Source organism: Kluyvera ascorbata ATCC 33433, assembly GCF_000735365.1.
Lineage (GTDB): Bacteria > Pseudomonadota > Gammaproteobacteria > Enterobacterales > Enterobacteriaceae > Kluyvera > Kluyvera ascorbata.
The window spans coordinates 34063-54395 of record NZ_JMPL01000019.1; the positions used below are offsets into that span (position 1 = coordinate 34063).

The 20333-nt window shown below is 54.0% G+C and carries 18 protein-coding genes; 8 read left to right on the forward strand and 10 right to left on the reverse strand.

Going from position 1 to position 20333, the window contains the following annotated elements:
* Positions 1-51: 51 nt before the first annotated feature.
* Both secA and mutT read left to right on the forward strand, forming a co-directional pair.
* A complete protein-coding gene (secA, locus tag GKAS_RS07410) occupies positions 52-2757 on the forward strand; it encodes a preprotein translocase subunit SecA (RefSeq protein ID WP_035893049.1) in 2706 nt (901 codons plus the stop codon).
* Between the two features lie 59 nt (positions 2758-2816).
* On the forward strand, positions 2817-3206 hold the full coding sequence (gene mutT / locus GKAS_RS07415; RefSeq protein ID WP_035893051.1) for an 8-oxo-dGTP diphosphatase MutT: 390 nt from the start codon (positions 2817-2819) through the stop codon (positions 3204-3206).
* A gap of 83 nt (positions 3207-3289) precedes the next feature.
* On the opposite strand, the gene yacG is transcribed toward mutT, so the two are convergent.
* From yacG to coaE, 3 genes are read right to left on the reverse strand one after another with little or no spacing between them, the layout of a single operon-like run.
* On the reverse strand, positions 3290-3484 hold the full coding sequence (gene yacG / locus GKAS_RS07420) for a DNA gyrase inhibitor YacG (RefSeq protein ID WP_035893052.1): 195 nt from the start codon (positions 3482-3484) through the stop codon (positions 3290-3292).
* A gap of 9 nt (positions 3485-3493) precedes the next feature.
* Positions 3494-4237: a cell division protein ZapD gene (gene zapD / locus GKAS_RS07425; RefSeq protein WP_035893054.1), complete on the reverse strand. Its 744-nt coding sequence runs from the start codon at positions 4235-4237 to the stop codon at positions 3494-3496.
* Complete coding sequence (gene coaE, locus GKAS_RS07430; protein WP_035893056.1) at positions 4237-4857, reverse strand: dephospho-CoA kinase; 621 nt, start codon at positions 4855-4857, stop codon at positions 4237-4239. Before coaE ends, zapD begins: the two co-directional genes overlap by 1 nt.
* Before the next feature lie 225 nt (positions 4858-5082).
* Between coaE and GKAS_RS07435 the strand changes: the two genes are divergently transcribed.
* Complete coding sequence (locus GKAS_RS07435; RefSeq protein ID WP_035893058.1) at positions 5083-6126, forward strand: GMP reductase; 1044 nt, start codon at positions 5083-5085, stop codon at positions 6124-6126.
* A gap of 31 nt (positions 6127-6157) precedes the next feature.
* Here GKAS_RS07435 and hofC read toward each other — a convergent pair whose 3' ends face one another.
* The 4 genes from hofC to nadC all read right to left on the reverse strand — a co-directional run bounded on the left by hofC (position 6158) and on the right by nadC (position 10262).
* Positions 6158-7360, reverse strand: a complete 1203-nt coding sequence (gene hofC / locus GKAS_RS07440) for a protein transport protein HofC (protein WP_035893060.1) — start codon at positions 7358-7360, stop codon at positions 6158-6160.
* Entirely contained in the window at positions 7353-8738 is a 1386-nt protein-coding gene (gspE, locus tag GKAS_RS07445) for a type II secretion system protein GspE (protein WP_035893062.1), read from the reverse strand. The genes hofC and gspE overlap by 8 nt, the downstream gene beginning before the upstream one ends.
* A 14-nt stretch (positions 8739-8752) precedes the next feature.
* Positions 8753-9190, reverse strand: a complete 438-nt coding sequence (ppdD, locus tag GKAS_RS07450; RefSeq protein ID WP_035893064.1) for a prepilin peptidase-dependent pilin — start codon at positions 9188-9190, stop codon at positions 8753-8755.
* 178 nt (positions 9191-9368) lie between these two features.
* Positions 9369-10262, reverse strand: coding sequence for a carboxylating nicotinate-nucleotide diphosphorylase (nadC, locus tag GKAS_RS07455; RefSeq protein ID WP_035893066.1), 894 nt, complete (start codon positions 10260-10262; stop codon positions 9369-9371).
* Between the two features lie 98 nt (positions 10263-10360).
* Between nadC and ampD the strand changes: the two genes are divergently transcribed.
* Together ampD and ampE are read left to right on the forward strand one after the other, a co-directional pair.
* Positions 10361-10921: a 1,6-anhydro-N-acetylmuramyl-L-alanine amidase AmpD gene (gene ampD, locus GKAS_RS07460; protein WP_035893068.1), complete on the forward strand. Its 561-nt coding sequence runs from the start codon at positions 10361-10363 to the stop codon at positions 10919-10921.
* Positions 10918-11772 (forward strand): beta-lactamase regulator AmpE, encoded by an 855-nt coding sequence (gene ampE, locus GKAS_RS07465; RefSeq protein WP_035893070.1) that lies wholly within the window; start codon positions 10918-10920, stop codon positions 11770-11772. The genes ampD and ampE overlap by 4 nt, the downstream gene beginning before the upstream one ends.
* A gap of 81 nt (positions 11773-11853) precedes the next feature.
* On the opposite strand, the gene GKAS_RS07470 is transcribed toward ampE, so the two are convergent.
* The 3 genes from GKAS_RS07470 to aroP form a co-directional block, all read right to left on the reverse strand.
* Positions 11854-12804, reverse strand: coding sequence for a glycoside hydrolase family 43 protein (locus tag GKAS_RS07470; protein WP_035893071.1), 951 nt, complete (start codon positions 12802-12804; stop codon positions 11854-11856).
* Entirely contained in the window at positions 12804-14213 is a 1410-nt protein-coding gene (locus GKAS_RS07475; protein ID WP_035893072.1) for a glycoside-pentoside-hexuronide (GPH):cation symporter, read from the reverse strand. The genes GKAS_RS07470 and GKAS_RS07475 overlap by 1 nt, the downstream gene beginning before the upstream one ends.
* Positions 14214-14460: 247 nt before the next feature.
* Positions 14461-15828, reverse strand: a complete 1368-nt coding sequence (gene aroP / locus GKAS_RS07480; protein ID WP_035893073.1) for an aromatic amino acid transporter AroP — start codon at positions 15826-15828, stop codon at positions 14461-14463.
* 537 nt (positions 15829-16365) lie between these two features.
* Here aroP and pdhR point away from each other — a divergent pair.
* The 3 genes from pdhR to GKAS_RS07495 form a co-directional block, all read left to right on the forward strand.
* Positions 16366-17130 (forward strand): pyruvate dehydrogenase complex transcriptional repressor PdhR, encoded by a 765-nt coding sequence (gene pdhR, locus GKAS_RS07485; RefSeq protein WP_035893074.1) that lies wholly within the window; start codon positions 16366-16368, stop codon positions 17128-17130.
* A gap of 155 nt (positions 17131-17285) precedes the next feature.
* A complete protein-coding gene (gene aceE, locus GKAS_RS07490) occupies positions 17286-19949 on the forward strand; it encodes a pyruvate dehydrogenase (acetyl-transferring), homodimeric type (protein WP_035893076.1) in 2664 nt (887 codons plus the stop codon).
* Positions 19950-19963: 14 nt separating this feature from the next.
* A partial coding sequence (locus tag GKAS_RS07495) for a biotin/lipoyl-containing protein (protein ID WP_035893077.1) occupies positions 19964-20333 on the forward strand: 370 nt, incomplete at its 3' end.

Here is a 20333-nt window from a genome sequence, read left to right on the forward strand (position 1 = left end):
ATATCCTTTATTTTTCTGACTCCGAAATGTCGGGGCGTTTGAGATTTTATTATGTTAATCAAATTATTGACCAAAGTTTTTGGTAGTCGTAACGACCGTACCCTGCGCCGTATGCGTAAAGCTGTAGGCATCATCAATGCGATGGAACCGGAGATGGAAAAACTCTCCGACGACGAGCTGAAAGCGAAAACCAACGAGTTCCGCGCGCGCATTGAAAAAGGTGAGTCCGTTGAAAGCCTGATCCCGGAAGCGTTCGCCGTTGTCCGTGAAGCGAGTAAGCGCGTATTCGGCATGCGTCACTTTGACGTACAGCTGCTCGGCGGTATGGTACTGAACGACCGCTGCATCGCGGAAATGCGTACCGGTGAAGGTAAAACCCTGACCGCAACGCTGCCGGCTTACCTGAACGCGCTGTCCGGTAAAGGCGTACACGTGGTTACCGTCAACGACTATCTGGCCCAGCGTGACGCCGAAAACAACCGCCCGCTGTTCGAATTCCTCGGCATGACCGTGGGTATCAACATGTCTGGCCTGCCGGCTCCTGCTAAGCGTGAAGCCTATAACGCGGATATCACCTACGGTACCAACAACGAGTACGGTTTTGACTACCTGCGCGACAACATGGCATTCAGCCCGGAAGAACGTGTACAGCGTAAGCTGCACTATGCGCTGGTCGATGAAGTTGACTCCATCCTGATCGATGAAGCGCGTACGCCGCTTATCATCTCCGGTCCGGCGGAAGACAGCTCCGAAATGTATAAGAAAGTGAACAAAATCATTCCTCACCTGGTGCGCCAGGAAAAGGAAGATTCCGACACCTTCCAGGGTGAAGGTCACTTCTCCGTTGATGAAAAATCCCGCCAGGTGAACCTGACCGAACGTGGTCTGGTACTGATTGAAGAGCTGCTGGTGAATGAAGGCATTATGGATGAGGGCGAGTCGCTGTACTCTCCGGGCAACATTATGCTGATGCACCACGTGACGGCTGCCCTGCGCGCCCACGTGCTGTTCACCCGCGACGTTGACTACATCGTTAAAGATGGCGAAGTTATCATCGTCGATGAACATACCGGTCGTACCATGCAGGGGCGTCGCTGGTCCGATGGTCTGCACCAGGCCGTTGAAGCGAAAGAAGGCGTTGAGATCCAGAACGAAAACCAGACCCTGGCATCTATCACCTTCCAGAACTACTTCCGTCTGTACGAAAAACTGGCCGGTATGACCGGTACGGCGGACACCGAAGCCTTCGAATTCAGCTCCATCTACAAGCTGGATACCGTGGTGGTGCCAACTAACCGTCCGATGATCCGTAAAGATATGCCGGATCTGGTCTACATGACCGAAGCGGAAAAAATTCAGGCGATCATCGAAGATATTAAAGAGCGTACTGCTGCAGGCCAACCGGTGCTGGTCGGTACTATCTCTATCGAAAAATCTGAAGTGGTTTCCCATGAGCTGACCAAAGCGGGTATCAAGCATAACGTGCTGAACGCTAAGTTCCACGCTAGCGAAGCGGATATCGTTGCGCAGGCGGGTTACCCTTCTGCCGTGACCATCGCCACCAACATGGCAGGTCGTGGTACCGATATTATGCTGGGCGGTAGCTGGCAGGCAGAGGTCGCGCAGCTGGAAGATCCAACCCCAGAACAAATTGCTCAGATCAAAGCCGATTGGCAGGTTCGTCACGACGCCGTTCTGGCGGCTGGCGGTCTGCACATCATTGGTACCGAACGTCACGAATCTCGTCGTATCGATAACCAGCTGCGTGGCCGTTCCGGTCGTCAGGGTGACGCGGGTTCTTCCCGTTTCTACCTGTCTATGGAAGATGCCCTGATGCGTATCTTTGCCTCCGACCGCGTGTCCGGCATGATGCGTAAGCTGGGTATGAAGCCGGGCGAAGCTATCGAACACCCGTGGGTGACTAAAGCGATTGCCAACGCACAGCGCAAAGTAGAAAGCCGCAACTTCGATATTCGTAAGCAGCTGCTGGAATATGATGACGTTGCCAACGACCAGCGCCGCGCTATCTACACCCAGCGTAACGAGCTGCTGGACGTGTCTGATGTTAGCGAAACCATCAACAGCATCCGTGAAGACGTCTTCAAAGCGACGATTGACGCGCACATTCCGCCACAGTCTCTGGAAGAAATGTGGGATATCCCAGGCCTGCAGGAACGTCTGAAAAACGACTTCGACCTCGACCTGCCTATCTCCGAGTGGCTGGACAAAGAGCCTGAGCTGCACGAAGAGACGCTGCGTGAGCGCATCCTGGCAAGTGCTGTAGAAGTTTATCAGCGTAAAGAAGAAGTGGTTGGCACCGAAATGATGCGCCACTTTGAGAAAGGCGTGATGCTGCAGACGCTCGATTCCCTGTGGAAAGAGCACCTGGCGGCAATGGACTACCTGCGTCAGGGTATCCACCTGCGTGGCTATGCGCAGAAAGATCCAAAACAGGAATACAAGCGCGAATCCTTCGCTATGTTTGCTGCAATGCTGGAGTCACTGAAGTATGAAGTGATCAGCACCCTGAGCAAGGTTCAGGTACGTATGCCGGAAGAAGTCGAAGAGATGGAGCAGCAGCGTCGTCAGGAAGCTGAGCGTCTGGCGCAGATGCAGCAGCTGAGCCATAAGAGCGATGACGAAGCGGTTGCAGAAGATCTGGCCGCACAAACCGGCGACCGTAAAGTGGGTCGTAACGATCCGTGCCCTTGTGGTTCAGGTAAAAAATACAAACAGTGCCACGGCCGTCTGAGCTAAGGGCACGATAAGAAGACAAAAGGCGCAGATTACTGCGCCTTTTTTATGGATAAGACAACATGAAAATACTGCAAATATCCGTTGGCATCATTCGCAATGCTGACGGTGAGATCTACATTACCCAGCGCGCTGCCGACTCGCATATGGCCCATAAATGGGAGTTCCCCGGCGGTAAAATTGAAGCAGGTGAAACGCCCGAGGAGGCGGTGATCCGCGAGCTGCAGGAAGAGGTCGGTATCGCTGCCACGTCCCTGCATCAGTTTGATAAGCTGGAATATCAGTTCCCTGACCGTCATATCACGCTGTGGTTCTGGATGGTAGACGGCTGGGAAGGTGAGCCGTGGGGTAAAGAAGGGCAGCCGGGACGCTGGGTGGCGCAACGGGATTTAGTGGCAGATGAATTTCCGCCGGCGAACGTACCGGTAATTGAAAAGCTGATTGCAGGGTAAGATTTGTAGCCCGGACGAGGGGCGTTAGCGGTGGCTATGTGGAAGTTCCCGGCGTCGCTGCGCTCGGCCGGGCTACCTTTGGGTTATTGCTGCTCTTCGCTCCAGTCGTCGCTCTCGGAGAGGTCGCCGCTGCTGGGAATGCGTTTCTCTTCCGCAGCCCATTCGCCGAGATCAATCAGCTGGCAGCGCTTGGAGCAGAACGGGCGATACGGGCTCTGTTCGCCCCAGATAACCGGTTTGTTGCAGGTTGGGCAGTTTACAGTTGTAACGTCAGACATCTTCTCTCCTTAGCAGCAGGCCAGTTCAAAATCCAGGCGCTCTGGCACGAGGCCGTGCTCGCTATCCAGCGGCATAAAGCGGATGGCAAAGCGACTCTTGTGCCCGGAGATCTGCGGATACAGCTGTGAAGTAAGTTCAAGCTTCAGACGCAGCAGATCGGCATCTTCGCCGTTATCCTGATAGAAACCGTTGAGGCTGGTTTGTTTGCGGAACTGTGCGGAATTACGCACCAGATCGAGGATCAGCGACAGCGCCTGGATCAGCGGCGCCAGGCTTTCCAGCCAGGCATCAACCTGCGCATCGCGCTGATGTTGCTTTGAGTGCAGCCAGATATGCAGCGTAGGCAGATCGAAGCTGCAGCAGCCGCCGGGAATGCTCAGACGCTGACGAACCAGCGCAATCAGGCGGTCTTCACGCAGGAATTGCCCAACGCGCGGTGCGGCCATCAGGATGCTGCTGCTGTTTTTTAACTGCTGGCGTAACGCGTCAATGCGGGTTTGGTCTACGCCTTCAACGTCGCTCCAGGCATTGAGTTTTCTCTGCTGGCGTTCCAGCTCTTTGAGTAGTTCGGTGCGAATATCACCGCGCTCAAACACATCCAGTAAATCCCCTACATTGCGAAAAAAGTGCAGCGCGCTGGCGTGATCCCTGATAGGTAAATTGACATTCAATTGCTCCGTCAGAAATTCAATACGCAGCCAGGTACGCATTTTTTCATTCAGGGGATGCTCAAAAAGGATGTGGGTGTGCATTACGATTTTTCCTGTGATACAGCCTGCGCCGCGAGCTCCAGATAGAGCGCGTGAAGGCGGGCGACATCCGATGCAATGGCATCTGGTGCGCCGTTGTTATTAATAACGTCATCAGCTACCGCCAGACGCGCTTCGCGAGTGGCCTGGGCAGCAAGGATATTTTCCGCATGCTCGCGTGACACCTGGTCGCGCTGCATGGTTCGAAGAAGCTGGGTTTCGCGTGATACATCAACGACCAGCACGCGATTGGCTCGCTCATAGAGCCTATTCTCTACCAGCAGAGGAACAACCCAGAGCACATAAGGCGAGGTAGCCTGCTGTAGCTGGCGCTGCGTTTCTTGCTGGATGAGGGGATGTAATAGGGCGTTGAGCCAGGCTTTTTCAGCGGGATGGGCGAAAATATGTTCGCGCAGTACGCGGCGGTTTAGCGTGCCGTCCTCGTTCAGGATAGATACGCCGAAATGTTCGGCAATGGCAGACAGCGCCGGCGTACCGGGTTCGACTACCTGGCGGGCGAGAATATCAGCATCAATAACGTTAATACCCAGGCGAAAAAATGCATCTGCGACCGTGCTCTTGCCGCTACCGATGCCGCCCGTTAACGCTACTGTGTAAGTCATACCGCTTAACCCTGAGTTTTTACTATGAAAATCAAATGATTAAAAAACAAGCGGACATATACACATGCATGAATGTTGCAAGGTACTATTCGCCAGGTAAATTTATGGGATTGTAGCTTAAAAAAACTGAAATTCGCAGTCTTGCGAAGACCTGATTAGTGCGTATGATTGCATTACTGGAGTTGTGCTCTCAATTTAATTGCCATTAACCCCAGGAATTCGCACATGCGTATCGAAGAAGATCTGAAGTTAGGTTTCAAAGACGTTCTTATCCGCCCTAAACGCTCTACACTTAAAAGCCGTTCCGATGTTGAACTGGAACGCGAATTCACCTTTAAACATTCAGGACAACGCTGGTCTGGCGTGCCGATCATTGCTGCGAATATGGACTCCGTAGGCACCTTCGGAATGGCAAAAGCACTGGCCTCTTTCGATATCCTCACCGCCGTGCACAAGCACTACAGCGTTGAACAGTGGAGTGCGTTTGTTCAGGCTGAGTCTGAAGAGGTGCTCCGTCACGTGATGGTATCGACCGGGACTTCCGATGCCGATTTTGAAAAAACTCAGCAGATCCTGAAACTGCACCCATCACTCAACTTCGTCTGCATTGATGTTGCGAATGGTTACTCCGAGCACTTCGTTCAGTTCGTGGCAAAAGCGCGTGAAGCCTGGCCGACCAAAACTATCTGCGCAGGCAACGTAGTGACGGGCGAAATGTGTGAAGAGCTGATTCTGTCAGGTGCAGATATCGTGAAAGTGGGTATCGGCCCTGGCTCCGTTTGTACTACTCGCGTGAAAACCGGTGTGGGCTATCCGCAGCTTTCAGCGGTTATCGAATGTGCCGATGCGGCCCATGGCCTTGGCGGCCAGATCGTCAGCGACGGCGGCTGCACCATGCCGGGCGACGTGGCGAAAGCTTTCGGCGGCGGTGCAGACTTCGTCATGCTTGGCGGTATGCTGGCCGGTCACGATGAGAGCGGCGGTACCGTGGTAGAAGAAAACGGCGAAAAATTCATGCTGTTCTACGGTATGAGCTCTGAGTCCGCGATGAAGCGTCACGTTGGCGGCGTTGCGCAGTACCGTGCGGCCGAAGGCAAAACCGTTAAGCTGCCGTTGCGCGGACCGGTTGATAACACCGCGCGCGATATCCTTGGCGGCCTGCGTTCTGCCTGCACCTACGTTGGGGCATCGCGCTTAAAAGAACTGACCAAACGCACGACCTTTATCCGCGTACAGGAACAAGAGAACCGCGTGTTCAACAGCCTGTAATTCGCTCTCGCTGGCGCACCCTGCGCCAGCGTTATCCCATCCCGCCGCTGATGGCATCGCCTAGATGAAAGATGGGCAGGTACATTGCGACGACCAGCGTTCCAATAATCACCCCGGTCACAATCAACAGCACAGGCTCCAGCAGCGCGGTCAAATTCTCGGCTAAATTCTGCGTATGCTCATGATGGTGGCGGGCCAGATTCTCCAGCATGTTGTCCAGTGCGCCAGAAGCCTCACCCGTTCTCACCAGCTGTATGCACAAAGGTGTAAAGGCGCGGCTGTTTGCCATGGCCTGCCAGATAGCGCTACCTTGCGCGATATCCTGATGAATATTCACCACCATTTTTCGCCACCACGGGCAGCTTAGCGTCTCTTCAACGGTTTCCAGCCCTTGCAGGAAAGCAATACCGGCGCGTTGTGTGAGCGTCAGCACGGTAAAGATTTGGCTGAGTCTTTGTCGGTGTACAAGCGTGCCCAGTACCGGCAGCGATAAGAGTATCTTCTGACGCGTATATTGCCAGGGAGAGTAATGACGCAGCGCTATGCTCACGCATACAGGCACCAGTAAGAATGCTAACAGCAGTAAAAACCACTGTTCAATAAACCCAGCCGTTGCCATGACGGCGAGAGTCAGGGTGGGAAGCGGGGTGTTAAAAGTGCGATAGATAGCGGTAAATTCGGGCAGGACGAAGCCGACCATCGCCATGACAACCACTATCGCCAACGTCAAAATAACCAGCGGGTAGCGTAGGGCCTTTTTTACTTTTGCTCTTAGCAGAAGCTCAGCTTTCTGCTGGCGGGCGAGCTCAAAGCAGCAGTGCTCTAGTTTACCGGTGATTTCGCCGGTGCGAATCATGGCCAGATAGAGTGGGGGAAATGCCTGAGGCCACTGCTGTAGACCTTCTGATAGCGAAATGCCCTGTGCGAGTCGCTCGGCAAGCGTACCTAACAGCGCGCGCCATTGCGCAGCCGGGTGCTGTTCGGCGAGCAAAGCCAGCCCCTCCGCAAGAGGGAGCCCTGCTTGCAGTAACGTGGCCAGTTGGCTGATAACCGCGCAGCTGTGCTGCGCCTGCCATAATGCAGTATTGACCGTGCGGTGTTTTAGCGTAGTGATGGTGAGGTGCTGGCGCTCTAAGACTATCAAGGCCGCGGGCCGATGCGTGGCCCAAAGCGTGCCGCTGAGGGTTTCTCCTTCAGCCGTTAAGCCGTTCCAGTACCAGAGTTGCTCACTCATCTTTCGGTATTCCAAGTACGCGGACGAGCTCTTCCTGGGTCGTTAATCCCTGTTCGACGGCCAGGCAGCCGCTTTCAAAGAGGGTGTTCATTCCAGCAAGCCTGGCGTGCTGCATGATGTCTGATGGGGATCTCCCATTTGCGATGGCCTGACGAATGGGCGTCGTGACAGGCAGAACTTCAAACAGTGCAAGCCGCCCCTGGTAACCGTGGTAGCAGCGCGGGCAACCGGGTGTCTTCCAGTGGGGTAATGGACGTGGCCACAATGAGGCGGGGAACATTGGCTCGCCCATCGTTTTCTGACGGCAGTGAGGACATAGCTTACGCACCAGCCGCTGTGCGATAACCATGATTAGCGCTGAAGAGACCATCCAGCGTGCGACGCCCATTTGCTCGAGCCGGACAACGGTTTCTACCGTTGAGTTGGTATGCAATGTTGAGAGCACAAGATGCCCGGTTTGCGCCGCTTTGATAGCAATCTCAGCCGTTTCGCCGTCGCGGATTTCGCCAACCATGACAATATCCGGGTCCTGGCGTAAGAGAGAGCGCAGAATACTCTGGAGCGTCAACCCACTCCTGGCGCTGACCTGAGTCTGGTTGAGACCCTCTAATGGAATTTCGATAGGGTCTTCCACGCTGCAGATATTCACCTCGGGATGGTTGCGGGTTTGCAAAGCGCTATAGAGGGTGACGGTTTTCCCACTGCCCGTTGGCCCGGTCACCAGGAGTAAACCCTGCGGCTGATTCAGGGCGGTTTGCAGTTGGTTCAGAGCCGTGGGCGATAATCCGAGGCGCTGTAGATCCAGCGCCTGTTCAACCTTATGCAGCAGACGCAGGACCACTTTTTCACCGTAGCGACAGGGTAGCGTTGAGATACGAAAAGAGAGCGACTTCCCGGCGATGTCTACCGTAAATTGTCCATCCTGAGGGAGGCGGCGCTCGGCAATATCTAACTGACCAAGTACTTTCAGTCGTGCAATAAGCGGTGTCATCAGCGATAGCGGTATCGTTGGAAGCGCATGCAGTACGCCATCCACGCGTAAGCGAATACGCAGATAGTGTTCCGTTGGCTCAAAATGGATATCGGACGCCCGCTGCGAGAGGGCTTGTTTAAGTAACTGGTCGAGCCGTTCAACCGCGCTGTGATTCTCTTCGCGTACGGGGTAAGTCACTTTTCGCGCGCTTTGTTCCAGATACTTATCCATTCGTTCCTGGTCCCAGCACTCAATATCAACCCGCTTTTGGGTCGCAAAGCGTAGCGCTTCCAGAAGCTCGCTCGCTGGCGCTCCGACGACGGCGATGTTCAGTTCCCCCTTGTCGTTACTTAACAGCACAGCATGATGACGTTGGCACAGCGTTGATAACTGTTCTTGCTTCATCGTGGCGTCTCCGGCTATTGCACGTCAAAACGGAAGACATCTTCACATGCTTGCTGCAGTGCGCTGTCATTCTGGATATCGCAGGTTCGCTGCCAGCCGGTAATGCCGTTGGCGTTATCCCATCCAGGAACCAGCGTGACGCTTAGCCCGTTAAGACTTTCCTGCCCGGTGAGGGAGACCGTTCCTTTGGCAATGTTCATCCCCGACACATAGCGAGTCGTCGTGGGGGAAGGGATGCCGTTGCTACCTGCATCGCAGTTATCTACGCCGCCGTGGTCGAGCGCGCAGAGTTCGACTGCCGTGCGATAGGGAACAAAGGTTTGCAGCATGTCGGTGAGTGCGGCTTTGCGTAGGTAGTTCTGATAGGCCGGTATGCCAATAGCGCTGAGAATGGCGATAATGCCGATAACCACCATCAGTTCGATAAGCGTGAAGCCCTTTTGTTTTTCCATGATATGCCCCTTGTTGAATCCTGGGGCTACTGTGTCAGAACCCTGAAGGGCGTTCGAGGCATGAAAATAGAGACAGGAAGGCGTATTCCACGCTTTTTGATGGCGTTGCAGTGAAATGGCGTGGAACTGGAATCAGACTCGAAAAAATGCCCTCGCGGAGGAGGGCATTTGAAAGGATTTAGCGAAAACGCATAGAGAGGTCGAGGGCGCGGACGTGCTTGGTCAGCGCACCAACGGAGATATAGTCCACGCCGGTTTCGGCAAATTCGCGGATGGTATCAAAGGTGACGTTGCCGGAGACCTCCAGCTGCGCCTGACCCTGCGTCATTTTCACCGCTTCGCGCATCTGCTCGGTGTCAAAGTTATCAAGCATGATGATATCCGCTCCGGCCTTCAGCGCTTCAGTGAGTTCCTGAATGCTTTCCACTTCAACTTCTACCGGCACATCCGGGTGCAGCCAGAAGGCTTTTTCCACCGCCTGACGTACGGAGCCAGAGGCAATAATATGGTTTTCCTTAATCAGGAAAGCATCGGAGAGTCCCAGTCGGTGATTTGCACCGCCGCCGCACAGCACCGCATATTTCAGCGCGGTACGCAGGCCCGGAAGCGTTTTACGGGTATCCAGCAGTTGGGTGTGGGTACCTTCCAGCAGTTCGACATATTTGCGGACTTCACTGGCTACGCCGGAGAGCGTTTGCACGAAATTCAGCGCGGTGCGTTCACCGGTCAGCAGAACACGGGAAGGACCGTCGATTTCAAACAGCGGTTGGTCGGCTTTCACCGCGTCGCCGTCGGCGACGTGCCAGGTGAGCGTCACGTCATCGCCGGCCAGCTGAATGAAGACCTCTTCCACCCAGCGTTTGCCGCAAAATACGCCGTCTTCACGGGTGATAACGACGGCGTGAGAATGGCTGTTTTCTGGCAGCAGTTGTGCGGTAATATCATTATGGGCATCAACTTCTCCTCCTAAATCTTCGCGCAGCGCTTGGGCGACCGCGTTGGGAATATCGAGGTTGATACGTTCAAGTAGCGCGTCACGTCGATGGTCTGAGTTATAACGGCGAGGCGGCATAATAAAGCTCCAAATTGGTAACGATGCGAAAGTTTGAAACATGCTACTCTGAACCGTCTAGCATAACCACATATAAGCCATTTATAAGGAGATCCTCAATGCAGTTAGATAAGGGCTGGCTGGTGGGCGTTCGGCACGTGCCATCCCCACACCATGATGGTCGCCCGGAGGATGAAGCACCTTCATTGCTGGTTGTGCATAATATTAGTCTGCCACCTGGCCAGTTTGGCGGCCCGTGGATAGACGCGCTGTTTACCGGCACGATTGACCCAGATGCCGATCCATTCTTTGCTGAAATCGCCCATTTGCGCGTTTCTGCCCACTGTCTGATTCGCCGTGATGGCGAAATTGTGCAGTACGTTCCTTTTGATAAGCGCGCCTGGCATGCTGGAGTCTCTTCCTATCATGGCCGCGAGCGCTGCAATGATTTTTCTATCGGTATTGAGCTTGAAGGCACCGATACGTTGGCCTATACCGATGAACAGTACCAGCAGTTGGCGGCGTTAACCCAGCTGCTGATTCGCGAGTATCCCGCGATTGCCGATAATATGACCGGCCACTGTGATATTGCGCCTGTGCGTAAAACTGACCCCGGCCCGGCGTTTGACTGGGCCCGTTTTCGCGCACTGGTCACCCCGTCGAATAAGGAGATGACATGACGCTGTTTACCACGCTTCTGGTTTTATTTGCGGAGCGGCTGTTTAAGCTTGGCGAGCACTGGCAGCTCGATCACCGTCTGGAGACGCTGTTCCGGCGCGTGAAACACTATTCCATGGCAGGAACGCTGGTGATGACCATCGTTGCGATGGTGATTGTGGGAATTATCCAGCGTGCGCTGGAAGGCGTGCTGTTTAACGTTCCATTATTATTGTTCTGGATTGCGCTAGGTCTGCTGTGTATTGGCGCGGGTCGCGTGCGGATGCATTACCACGCGTATCTCAAAGCGGCATCCCGTGATGACGCCCATGCACGTGAGGCGATGGCCAGTGAGTTGACGATGATCCACGGCGTACCGGCGGGCTGCGATGAACGTGAGTTCTTGCGCGAGCTGCAAAACGCGCTGCTGTGGATTAACTACCGCTACTATCTGGCCCCGCTTTTCTGGTTTGTGGTGGGCGGCTCATGGGGGCCGGTGGCGCTGATTGGATACGCATTCTTACGTTCCTGGCAGTCCTGGCTGGCGCGTTATCAGACGCCGCACCAGCGTTTGCAGTCGGGTATTGATGCCATTCTACACGTGGTGGACTGGATACCGGTTCGTCTGGTGGGTGTGGTTTACGCGCTGGTTGGTCACGGTGAAAAAGCGCTTCCCGCATGGTTTGCCTCGCTCGGCGACCGCCATTCTTCGCAGTATCAGGTGCTGACCCATCTGGCGCAGTATTCGCTCGCGCGCGAGCCGCATGTGGATAAGGTAGCAACGCCAAAGGCGGCGGTGTCGATGGCGAAGAAGACGTCGTATGCGGTGGTGGTAGTGATGGCGCTGCTGACGATTTATGGGACGTTGGTGTAGTTGAGTGCCTTCCCGGAGTCGACGTAAACGTCTCGTCCGGGCTACAAAAAATGCCCGCAGGTCACTGCGGGCGAGAAAGACTTACTGGGTATCTGCCGGTGGAATACCGAAGTCAGGCATCCCATCTTCTTTCCAGCGCACCGTCTTCAGGCGCGTATGGCGATTCGGGTCGTACAGCGGGTCGCCTTCAATCTCCGTATAATTCCTCGCGTGATAGACCAGCACATCTTCCCCAAGAGGGGTTTGCGTAAAGCTGTTATGCCCCGGCCCATACTGGCGATTCTCGTAGCTGGTGGTGAAGACCGGCTGCGGGGATTTATGCCAGTTGGTAGGCTTCGTTATGTCGGCATCTTTATCAATCCACAGCAGGCCCATGCAGTAGTTTTCGTCGGTCGCGCTGGCGGAATAGCTGATAAAGAGTCGATCATCGTGGACCAGCACGGCGGGGCCTTCGTTGACCAGAAAACCCCGACACTCCCAGTCAAACTCCGGCTTACTAAGTAGTACCGGCTCGCCTTTAATGGTCCACGGGTTTTCTAGTTCGGCCAGGTAGAGATTGGAGTTACCGGTGATGTCCGGTGATTTTTGCGCCCAGAGATACCACTGTTTGCCCTGGTGCTGAAAAGTGGTGGCATCCAGACAGAAGGTATCAAACGGCGTCTTGACCTGTCCTTTCTCTACCCATGTGCCGGTTAACGGATCGGCATCGCTACATTCCAGCGCGAACATGCGGTGCTGGAACATTCCCAGCTTATCAAGCGCCTGAGTGTGCGCTGCGGCGAAGTAGATGTACCATTTGCCGTTGATAGCGTGCAGCTCGGGAGCCCAGATGAGGTTGCTCATCGGCCCGGTCTCTGGTTTGCGCCAGACAACGACAGGCGTCGCCGTTCGCAGCCCATCCAGACTATCGGCGCGGCGAATCTCCAGTCGGTCATATTCCGGTACGGAGGCAATAAAGTAATACTCTCCCTGATGGCGCAGGATAAAAGGGTCTGCGCGCTGCTCAATAAAGGGATTCGGCCAATTCTTCATCAGGCTTTCCTTACGTGTTCGGTCGTTTTCAATTCTTGCTGGTATTCATTCAGTTCGCGATAGTTAGTGCGGCGTTTTTCCAGATCTTCCTGAATCTGTTTCATCAGCGTACGGTCGACTTTCAGCAGGCGTACAACGCCCGCAGTGATGAGATAACCTACGCCTGGAATAACGGTAAACAGCAGCATAATTCCGTTGATTGTGGTGTCACTCTGCGCTTTTGCACCGGCATCATAACCGTACCAGGAGAGCAGGAAGCCGACCATTGCGCCCGCGACGGCCAGGCCCACTTTCAGGAAGAACAGGTTCCCGGAGAAGCTGATACCGGTAATACGTTTACCCGTTTTCCACTCGCCGTAGTCGTCCACGTCCGCCATCAGCGACCAGTGCAGCGGGGAGGGGATCTGGTGCAGCACGTTCAGCAGGAAGTAGAGCACCACAATCAACATGGTGGCGTGTGGGTCGAAGAAGTAGAACGCGATGGAGAAAATTGCCAGCGCGATGTTAGTCCAGAAGAAGACCTGCAGTTTGCACCAGCGGTCGGTCAGGACTTTTGCCAGCATGCTGCCGATCATCATGCCCACGACGCCAAGGCTAATGAAGATAGTGGCGAAGTGGGTGCTTTCACCCATGACCCAGGTAACGTAGTACATAGTTGCGGCCATGCGAATGAAGCCCGGGCAGACGTTGCACAGCGTCAGCAGCAGAATGCGAACCCACTGGTCGTTTTTCCAGACGTCTTTTAAATCTTGCTTCAGTTCATCGTTGGTCTGTACCGCCGGGCGTACGCGTTCACGCACGGTGGCAAAGCAGAACAGGAACATGCACATGCCGATGAATGCCAGAACGGTCATCGCCATCTGGTAGCCTTTGGCTTTATCCGCGCCACCGAACCAGTCGGCCATTGGCAGCAGAGTCAGCGACAGCAGCAGGGTGGCAATGCCGACCAGCACGAAGCGGTAGGATTGGCAGGCCACGCGCTCTTTCGGGTCGTTGGTGATAACGCTACCGAGCGAGCAGTAAGGGATGTTGATGGCGGTATAGGTGATCGAGAGCAGGAAATAGGTGACAAAGGCATAGATAACTTTGCTGCTATAGCTCCATTCTGGCGTGGTGAACATCAGCACGCTGAACAGCGCATAGGGGAAGGCTATCCACAGCAGCCATGGACGAAAGCGACCGTATTTACTGCGCGTACGGTCGGCCATTGCGCCCATAATTGGGTCGGTGACGGCATCGATCACGCGAATAGACAGTAACAACACGCCGACCAATGCCGGGGCCAAACCAAAAATATCGGTATAAAAGTAGTTAACGAACAGCATGATAGCGCCGAAGATGATGTTACATCCCGCGTCACCCATGCCATAACCAATCTTCTCTTTAACTGACAGTTTACTTGAGTTCATCGCCAGATCTCTCTTGAGGTGTATGGAGAAGATTATTGGCTGCGGAAGAGATATATGCGTAGCAGGATAACGTTGTTGATATGGATAATATTGCTGCGCGGAGGAAAGTGTGAAGCAGGTAACATCAAGGAAGAAGGCCTCTCCGTATGGAGAGGCCTGTGCATAATTGAGTCGCCCGGACGAGGTGCGATAGCGCGACTGCGGGGTCGTCCCGGCGTCACTTCGTTCGGCCGGGCTACCGCGAGTATCAGGCTTTTGCGGTTTTGGCGCTTTTCTGTTTAAACATAAAGCCGATGCCCAGAATGATGATCCACACCGGAATCAGCCATACCGAGATAGCCATACCCGGAGTCATCACCATGATGACCAGAACGGCGGCCATGAAGATCAGGCAAATCCAGTTCCCTAACGGATAGAACAGCGCCGGGAAACGAGTGGTCACGCCCTGCTGCTGTTTGGCTTTACGGAACTTCATGTGGGCCAGGCTAATCATCGCCCAGTTAATGACCAGCGCGGAGACGACCAGCGCCATCAGCAGGCCGAACGCGGACTCTGGTGCCAGGTAGTTGATCAAGACGCACAGGGCGGTGACAACGGCGGAAACCAGAATGGTGTTCACCGGTACGCCACGTTTATCCACGCTCAGCAGCGCTTTCGGGGCGTTACCCTGCTGCGCCAGGCCGAACAGCATGCGGCTGTTGCAGTATACGCAGCTGTTGTACACGGACAGCGCTGCGGCCAGCACCACGATGTTCAGGGCATTCGCCACGAACGAGTCACCCAGTTCATGGAAGATAAGCACGAACGGACTGACGTCGGCGGTGACGCGGGTCCACGGCATCAGAGAGAGCAGCACCGCCAGTGAGCCCACATAGAAAATCAGAATACGGTAGATAACCTGGTTGGTGGCTTTTGGAATGCTCTGCTCTGGGTTATCCGCTTCTGCTGCGGTAATGCCGACCAGCTCAAGTCCGCCGAAGGAGAACATGATGATTGCCATCATCATCACCAGCCCCATCCAGCCGTGAGGCAGGAAGCCGCCCTGTTCCCACAGGTTGCGTACGGTAGCCTGCGGGCCTGCGGTGCCGCTAAACAGCAGCCACGCGCCGAACAGGATCATGGCGATAACGGCAACCACTTTAATAATGGCGAACCAGAACTCCATCTCACCGAACACTTTTACATTGCTCAGGTTGATGAGGTTGATAGCAATAAAGAAGACCGCCGCCGATACCCAGGTTGGGATCTCAGGCCACCAGAACTGGATGTATTTCCCCACGGCGGTCAGTTCCGCCATGGCAACCAGTACGTACAGCACCCAGTAGTTCCAGCCCGATGCGAAACCGGCGAAATTGCCCCAGTATTTATAGGCAAAGTGGCTGAATGAGCCGGCGACCGGCTCTTCAACCACCATTTCGCCAAGCTGGCGCATGATCATAAAAGCAATAAAGCCCGCGATAGCGTAACCCAGAATAATACCTGGACCCGCCGATTGGATAACGGAGGCGCTGCCGAGAAACAGGCCTGTGCCGATAGCGCCGCCCAGAGCGATCAGCTGTATATGGCGGTTCTTAAGGCCGCGCTTGAGCTGTGTGCCTTGCTGTTGACCTTCCATTGTGAAACCTCGTGTGTGGTTATTATTGTGACGCTGTTTGCGTATGTACTTAAGAAATTCCGTTTTCTGTATTGTTATGTTTACGAAAAGCATTTCTTAAAAAGAGGTAAGGCTCTTTCGTCATCAGCAGAATAGTGGTAAGCGCGGCGGAATGCACCTGCTTTATGAAGGGATGATGACGGGTTGGATAAAAAGCCGACAGCTGTCACGATGGCCTGCAAGTATTACATCGACTACTTTATGAGTATTTATTGTATTTTAATGAATTAATATTCATTTATTGGTTTATTGAAACGGTTCAGTTTGCGTATTTTTGTTTTTATTTAGTTAACTGTACTTCTTTATGGGTAAAGTTATTTTTTGTGCAAAGTTACATTTCTGAAACATCATTTCTGTAATGTTGTTAAAAAGTGCCGGGTTTACTGATTTCAATCAAAACCTGTATGGACATAAGGTGAATACTTTGTTACTTTAGCGCTACGAACTTGAAATTGGTAAGACCAATTGACTCCGGGCTAATGGCAGAGACAGGGAACAATGGCCTACAGCAAAATCCGCCAACCAAAACTATCCGATGTGATTGAGCAGCAGTTGGAGTTTTTGATCCTTGAGGGGACATTACGCCCCGGCGAAAAACTTCCACCTGAACGTGAACTGGCGAAACAGTTCGACGTTTCTCGCCCTTCGCTGCGTGAGGCTATCCAGCGCCTCGAAGCCAAAGGGCTCCTGCTTCGTCGCCAGGGCGGCGGGACTTTTGTTCAAAGCAGCCTATGGCAGAGCTTCAGCGACCCGCTGGTTGAGCTTCTGTCCGATCACCCTGAATCCCAATTTGATCTGCTTGAGACCCGTCACGCGCTTGAAGGTATCGCGGCTTATTACGCGGCACTGCGCAGCACTGATGAAGATCGCGTACGCATTCGCGAGCTGCATCAGGCCATCGAACGGGCTCAGCAGTCGGGCGACCTCGACGCTGAATCTGACGCCGTCGTCCAGTATCAAATTGCGGTCACCGAAGCCGCCCACAACGTAGTACTGCTGCATCTGCTACGGTGTATGGAGCCTATGCTGGCGCAAAACGTTCGCCAGAACTTTGAGTTGCTATATGCCCGTCGGGAGATGCTCCCACTGGTCAGCGACCACCGTACAAGCATCTTTGAAGCGATCATGGCAGGCGAGCCCGAGCAGGCGCGTGAAGCATCACACCGCCACCTGGCCTTCATCGAAGAGATTTTGCTGGATAGAAGCCGTGAACAGAGCCGCCGTGAGCGCTCGTTACGTCGTCTCCAGCAGCGAAAGGATTAATATTTTTTCCGGCAGTCGTTCGACCGGGAAATGTGGAAATGCGCCATTAGCGCGCGGCAACTAAACGCAGAACCTGTCTTATTGTGCTTTCCTACGAAAACACAATGGGACAGGTTCCAGACAAATCAACGTACTAGATAGATAAGGAATAACCCATGTCAGAACGTTTACTCAATGACGTGGATCCGATCGAAACTCGCGACTGGCAACAGGCGATCGAATCGGTCATCCGTGAAGAAGGTGTTGAGCGTGCTCAGTATCTTATCGACCAACTGCTTTCTGAAGCCCGCAAAGGTGGCGTTCAGGTAGCTGCGGGTGCAGGTGCTAGCGGTTACGTCAACACTATTGCCGTTGAAGATGAACCGGAATACCCGGGTAATCTGGAGCTGGAGCGTCGTATTCGTTCTGCTATCCGCTGGAACGCCATCATGACCGTGCTGCGTGCGTCTAAAAAAGACCTCGAGCTGGGCGGCCACATGGCTTCCTTCCAGTCTTCTGCGACCTTCTACGAAGTGTGCTTCAACCACTTCTTCCGTGCGCGCAACGAGCAGGATGGCGGCGATCTGGTTTACTTCCAGGGTCACATCTCTCCGGGCGTCTACGCACGTGCGTTCCTGGAAGGCCGTCTGACCGAAGAGCAGATGAACAACTTCCGTCAGGAAGTTCACGGTAAAGGTCTGTCTTCTTACCCGCACCCGAAACTGATGCCAACCTTCTGGCAGTTCCCGACCGTATCTATGGGTCTGGGTCCTATCGGTGCTATCTACCAGGCTAAATTCCTGAAATATCTGGAACACCGTGGTCTGAAAGACACCTCCAAACAAACCGTTTACGCCTTCCTGGGCGACGGCGAGATGGATGAGCCAGAATCTAAGGGTGCTATCACCATCGCGACCCGTGAAAAACTGGACAACCTGGTCTTCGTTATCAACTGTAACCTGCAGCGCCTTGATGGCCCGGTTACCGGTAATGGCAAAATCATTAACGAACTGGAAGGTATCTTCGCGGGTGCTGGCTGGAACGTTATCAAGGTTATCTGGGGCGGTCGTTGGGATGAGCTGCTGCGTAAAGACACCAGCGGTAAACTGATCCAGCTGATGAACGAAACCGTTGACGGCGACTACCAGACCTTCAAATCCAAAGACGGCGCTTACGTACGTGAGCACTTCTTCGGTAAATATCCAGAAACCGCAGCGCTGGTTGCCGACTGGACTGACGAGCAGATCTGGGCCCTGAACCGTGGTGGTCACGATCCGAAGAAAGTCTACGCTGCACTGAAAAAAGCGCAGGAAACCAAAGGCAAAGCAACCGTAATCCTCGCCCATACCATTAAAGGTTACGGCATGGGTGACACCGCTGAAGGTAAAAACATCGCTCACCAGGTTAAGAAAATGAACATGGACGGCGTGCGCTATATCCGCGACCGTTTCAACGTTCCTGTTACCGACGAGCAGGTTGAAAAACTGTCTTACATTACCTTCCCAGAAGGTTCTGAAGAACACACCTATCTGCACGCCCAGCGTGAAAAACTGCACGGCTACCTGCCAAGCCGTCAGCCTAACTTCGATGAGAAGCTGGAGCTGCCGACCCTGGAAGATTTCGGCCCGCTGCTGGAAGAGCAGAACAAAGAGATCTCTACCACTATCGCGTTCGTACGTGCTCTGAACGTGATGCTGAAGAACAAATCCATCAAAGACCGCCTCGTGCCGATCATCGCCGATGAAGCGCGTACCTTTGGTATGGAAGGTCTGTTCCGTCAGATTGGTATCTACAGCCCGAACGGTCAGCAGTACACCCCGCAGGACCGCGAGCAGGTTGCATACTACAAAGAAGACGAGAAAGGCCAGATTCTGCAGGAAGGTATCAACGAACTGGGTGCTGGCGCATCCTGGCTGGCGGCTGCGACCTCTTACAGCACCAACAACCTGCCGATGATTCCGTTCTACATCTACTACTCCATGTTCGGGTTCCAGCGTATCGGTGACCTGTGCTGGCAGGCTGGCGACCAGCAGGCTCGCGGCTTCCTGGTAGGTGGTACTTCCGGTCGTACGACGCTGAACGGTGAAGGTCTGCAGCACGAAGATGGTCACAGCCATATTCAGTCTCTGACTATCCCGAACTGTATCTCTTACGATCCATCTTACGCGTACGAAGTGGCGGTCATCATGCACGATGGTCTGGAGCGCATGTACGGTGAGAAACAAGAGAACGTTTACTACTACATCACCACGCTGAACGAAAACTACCACATGCCGGCAATGCCAGCAGGTGCCGAGGAAGGTATCCGTAAAGGTATCTACAAACTCGAAACCATCGAAGGTAGCAAAGGTAAAGTTCAGCTGCTGGGCTCCGGTTCTATCCTGCGTCACGTACGTGAAGCAGCGCAGATCCTGGCGAATGACTACGGCGTTGGCTCCGATGTGTACAGCGTAACTTCCTTCACTGAACTGGCGCGTGATGGTCAGGACTGTGAGCGTTGGAACATGCTGCACCCAATGGAAACCCCACGCGTGCCTTACATCGCTCAGGTGATGAACGACGCGCCAGCGGTAGCCTCCACCGACTATATGAAACTGTTTGCTGAGCAGGTTCGTACTTATGTACCGGCTGATGATTACCGCGTACTGGGTACCGACGGCTTTGGCCGCTCAGACAGCCGTGAAAACCTGCGTCACCACTTCGAAGTTGATGCTTCTTACGTGGTAGTAGCGGCACTGGGCGAACTGGCTAAACGTGGCGAAATCGATAAGAAAGTGGTTGCGGAAGCAATTACCAAATTCAACATCGATGCAGAAAAAGTTAACCCGCGTCTGGCGTAAGAGGTAAAAGAATAATGGCTATCGAAATCAATGTACCGGACATCGGGGCTGATGAAGTTGAAATCACCGAGATCCTGGTCAAAGTAGGCGACAAAGTTGAAGCTGAACAGTCGCTGATCACCGTAGAAGGCGACAAAGCCTCTATGGAAGTTCCGTCTCCTCAGGCTGGCATCGTTAAAGAGATCAAAGTCTCTGTTGGCGACAAAACTGAGACCGGCAAACTGATCATGATTTTCGATTCCGCCGACGGTGCAGCAGCAGCTGCACCTGCTAAGGCAGAAGAGAAGAAAGAAGCGGCTCCAGCGGCAGCACCTGCTGCTGCAGCGGCAAAAGACGTACACGTTCCAGACATCGGCGGTGACGAAGTTGAAGTGACCGAGATTC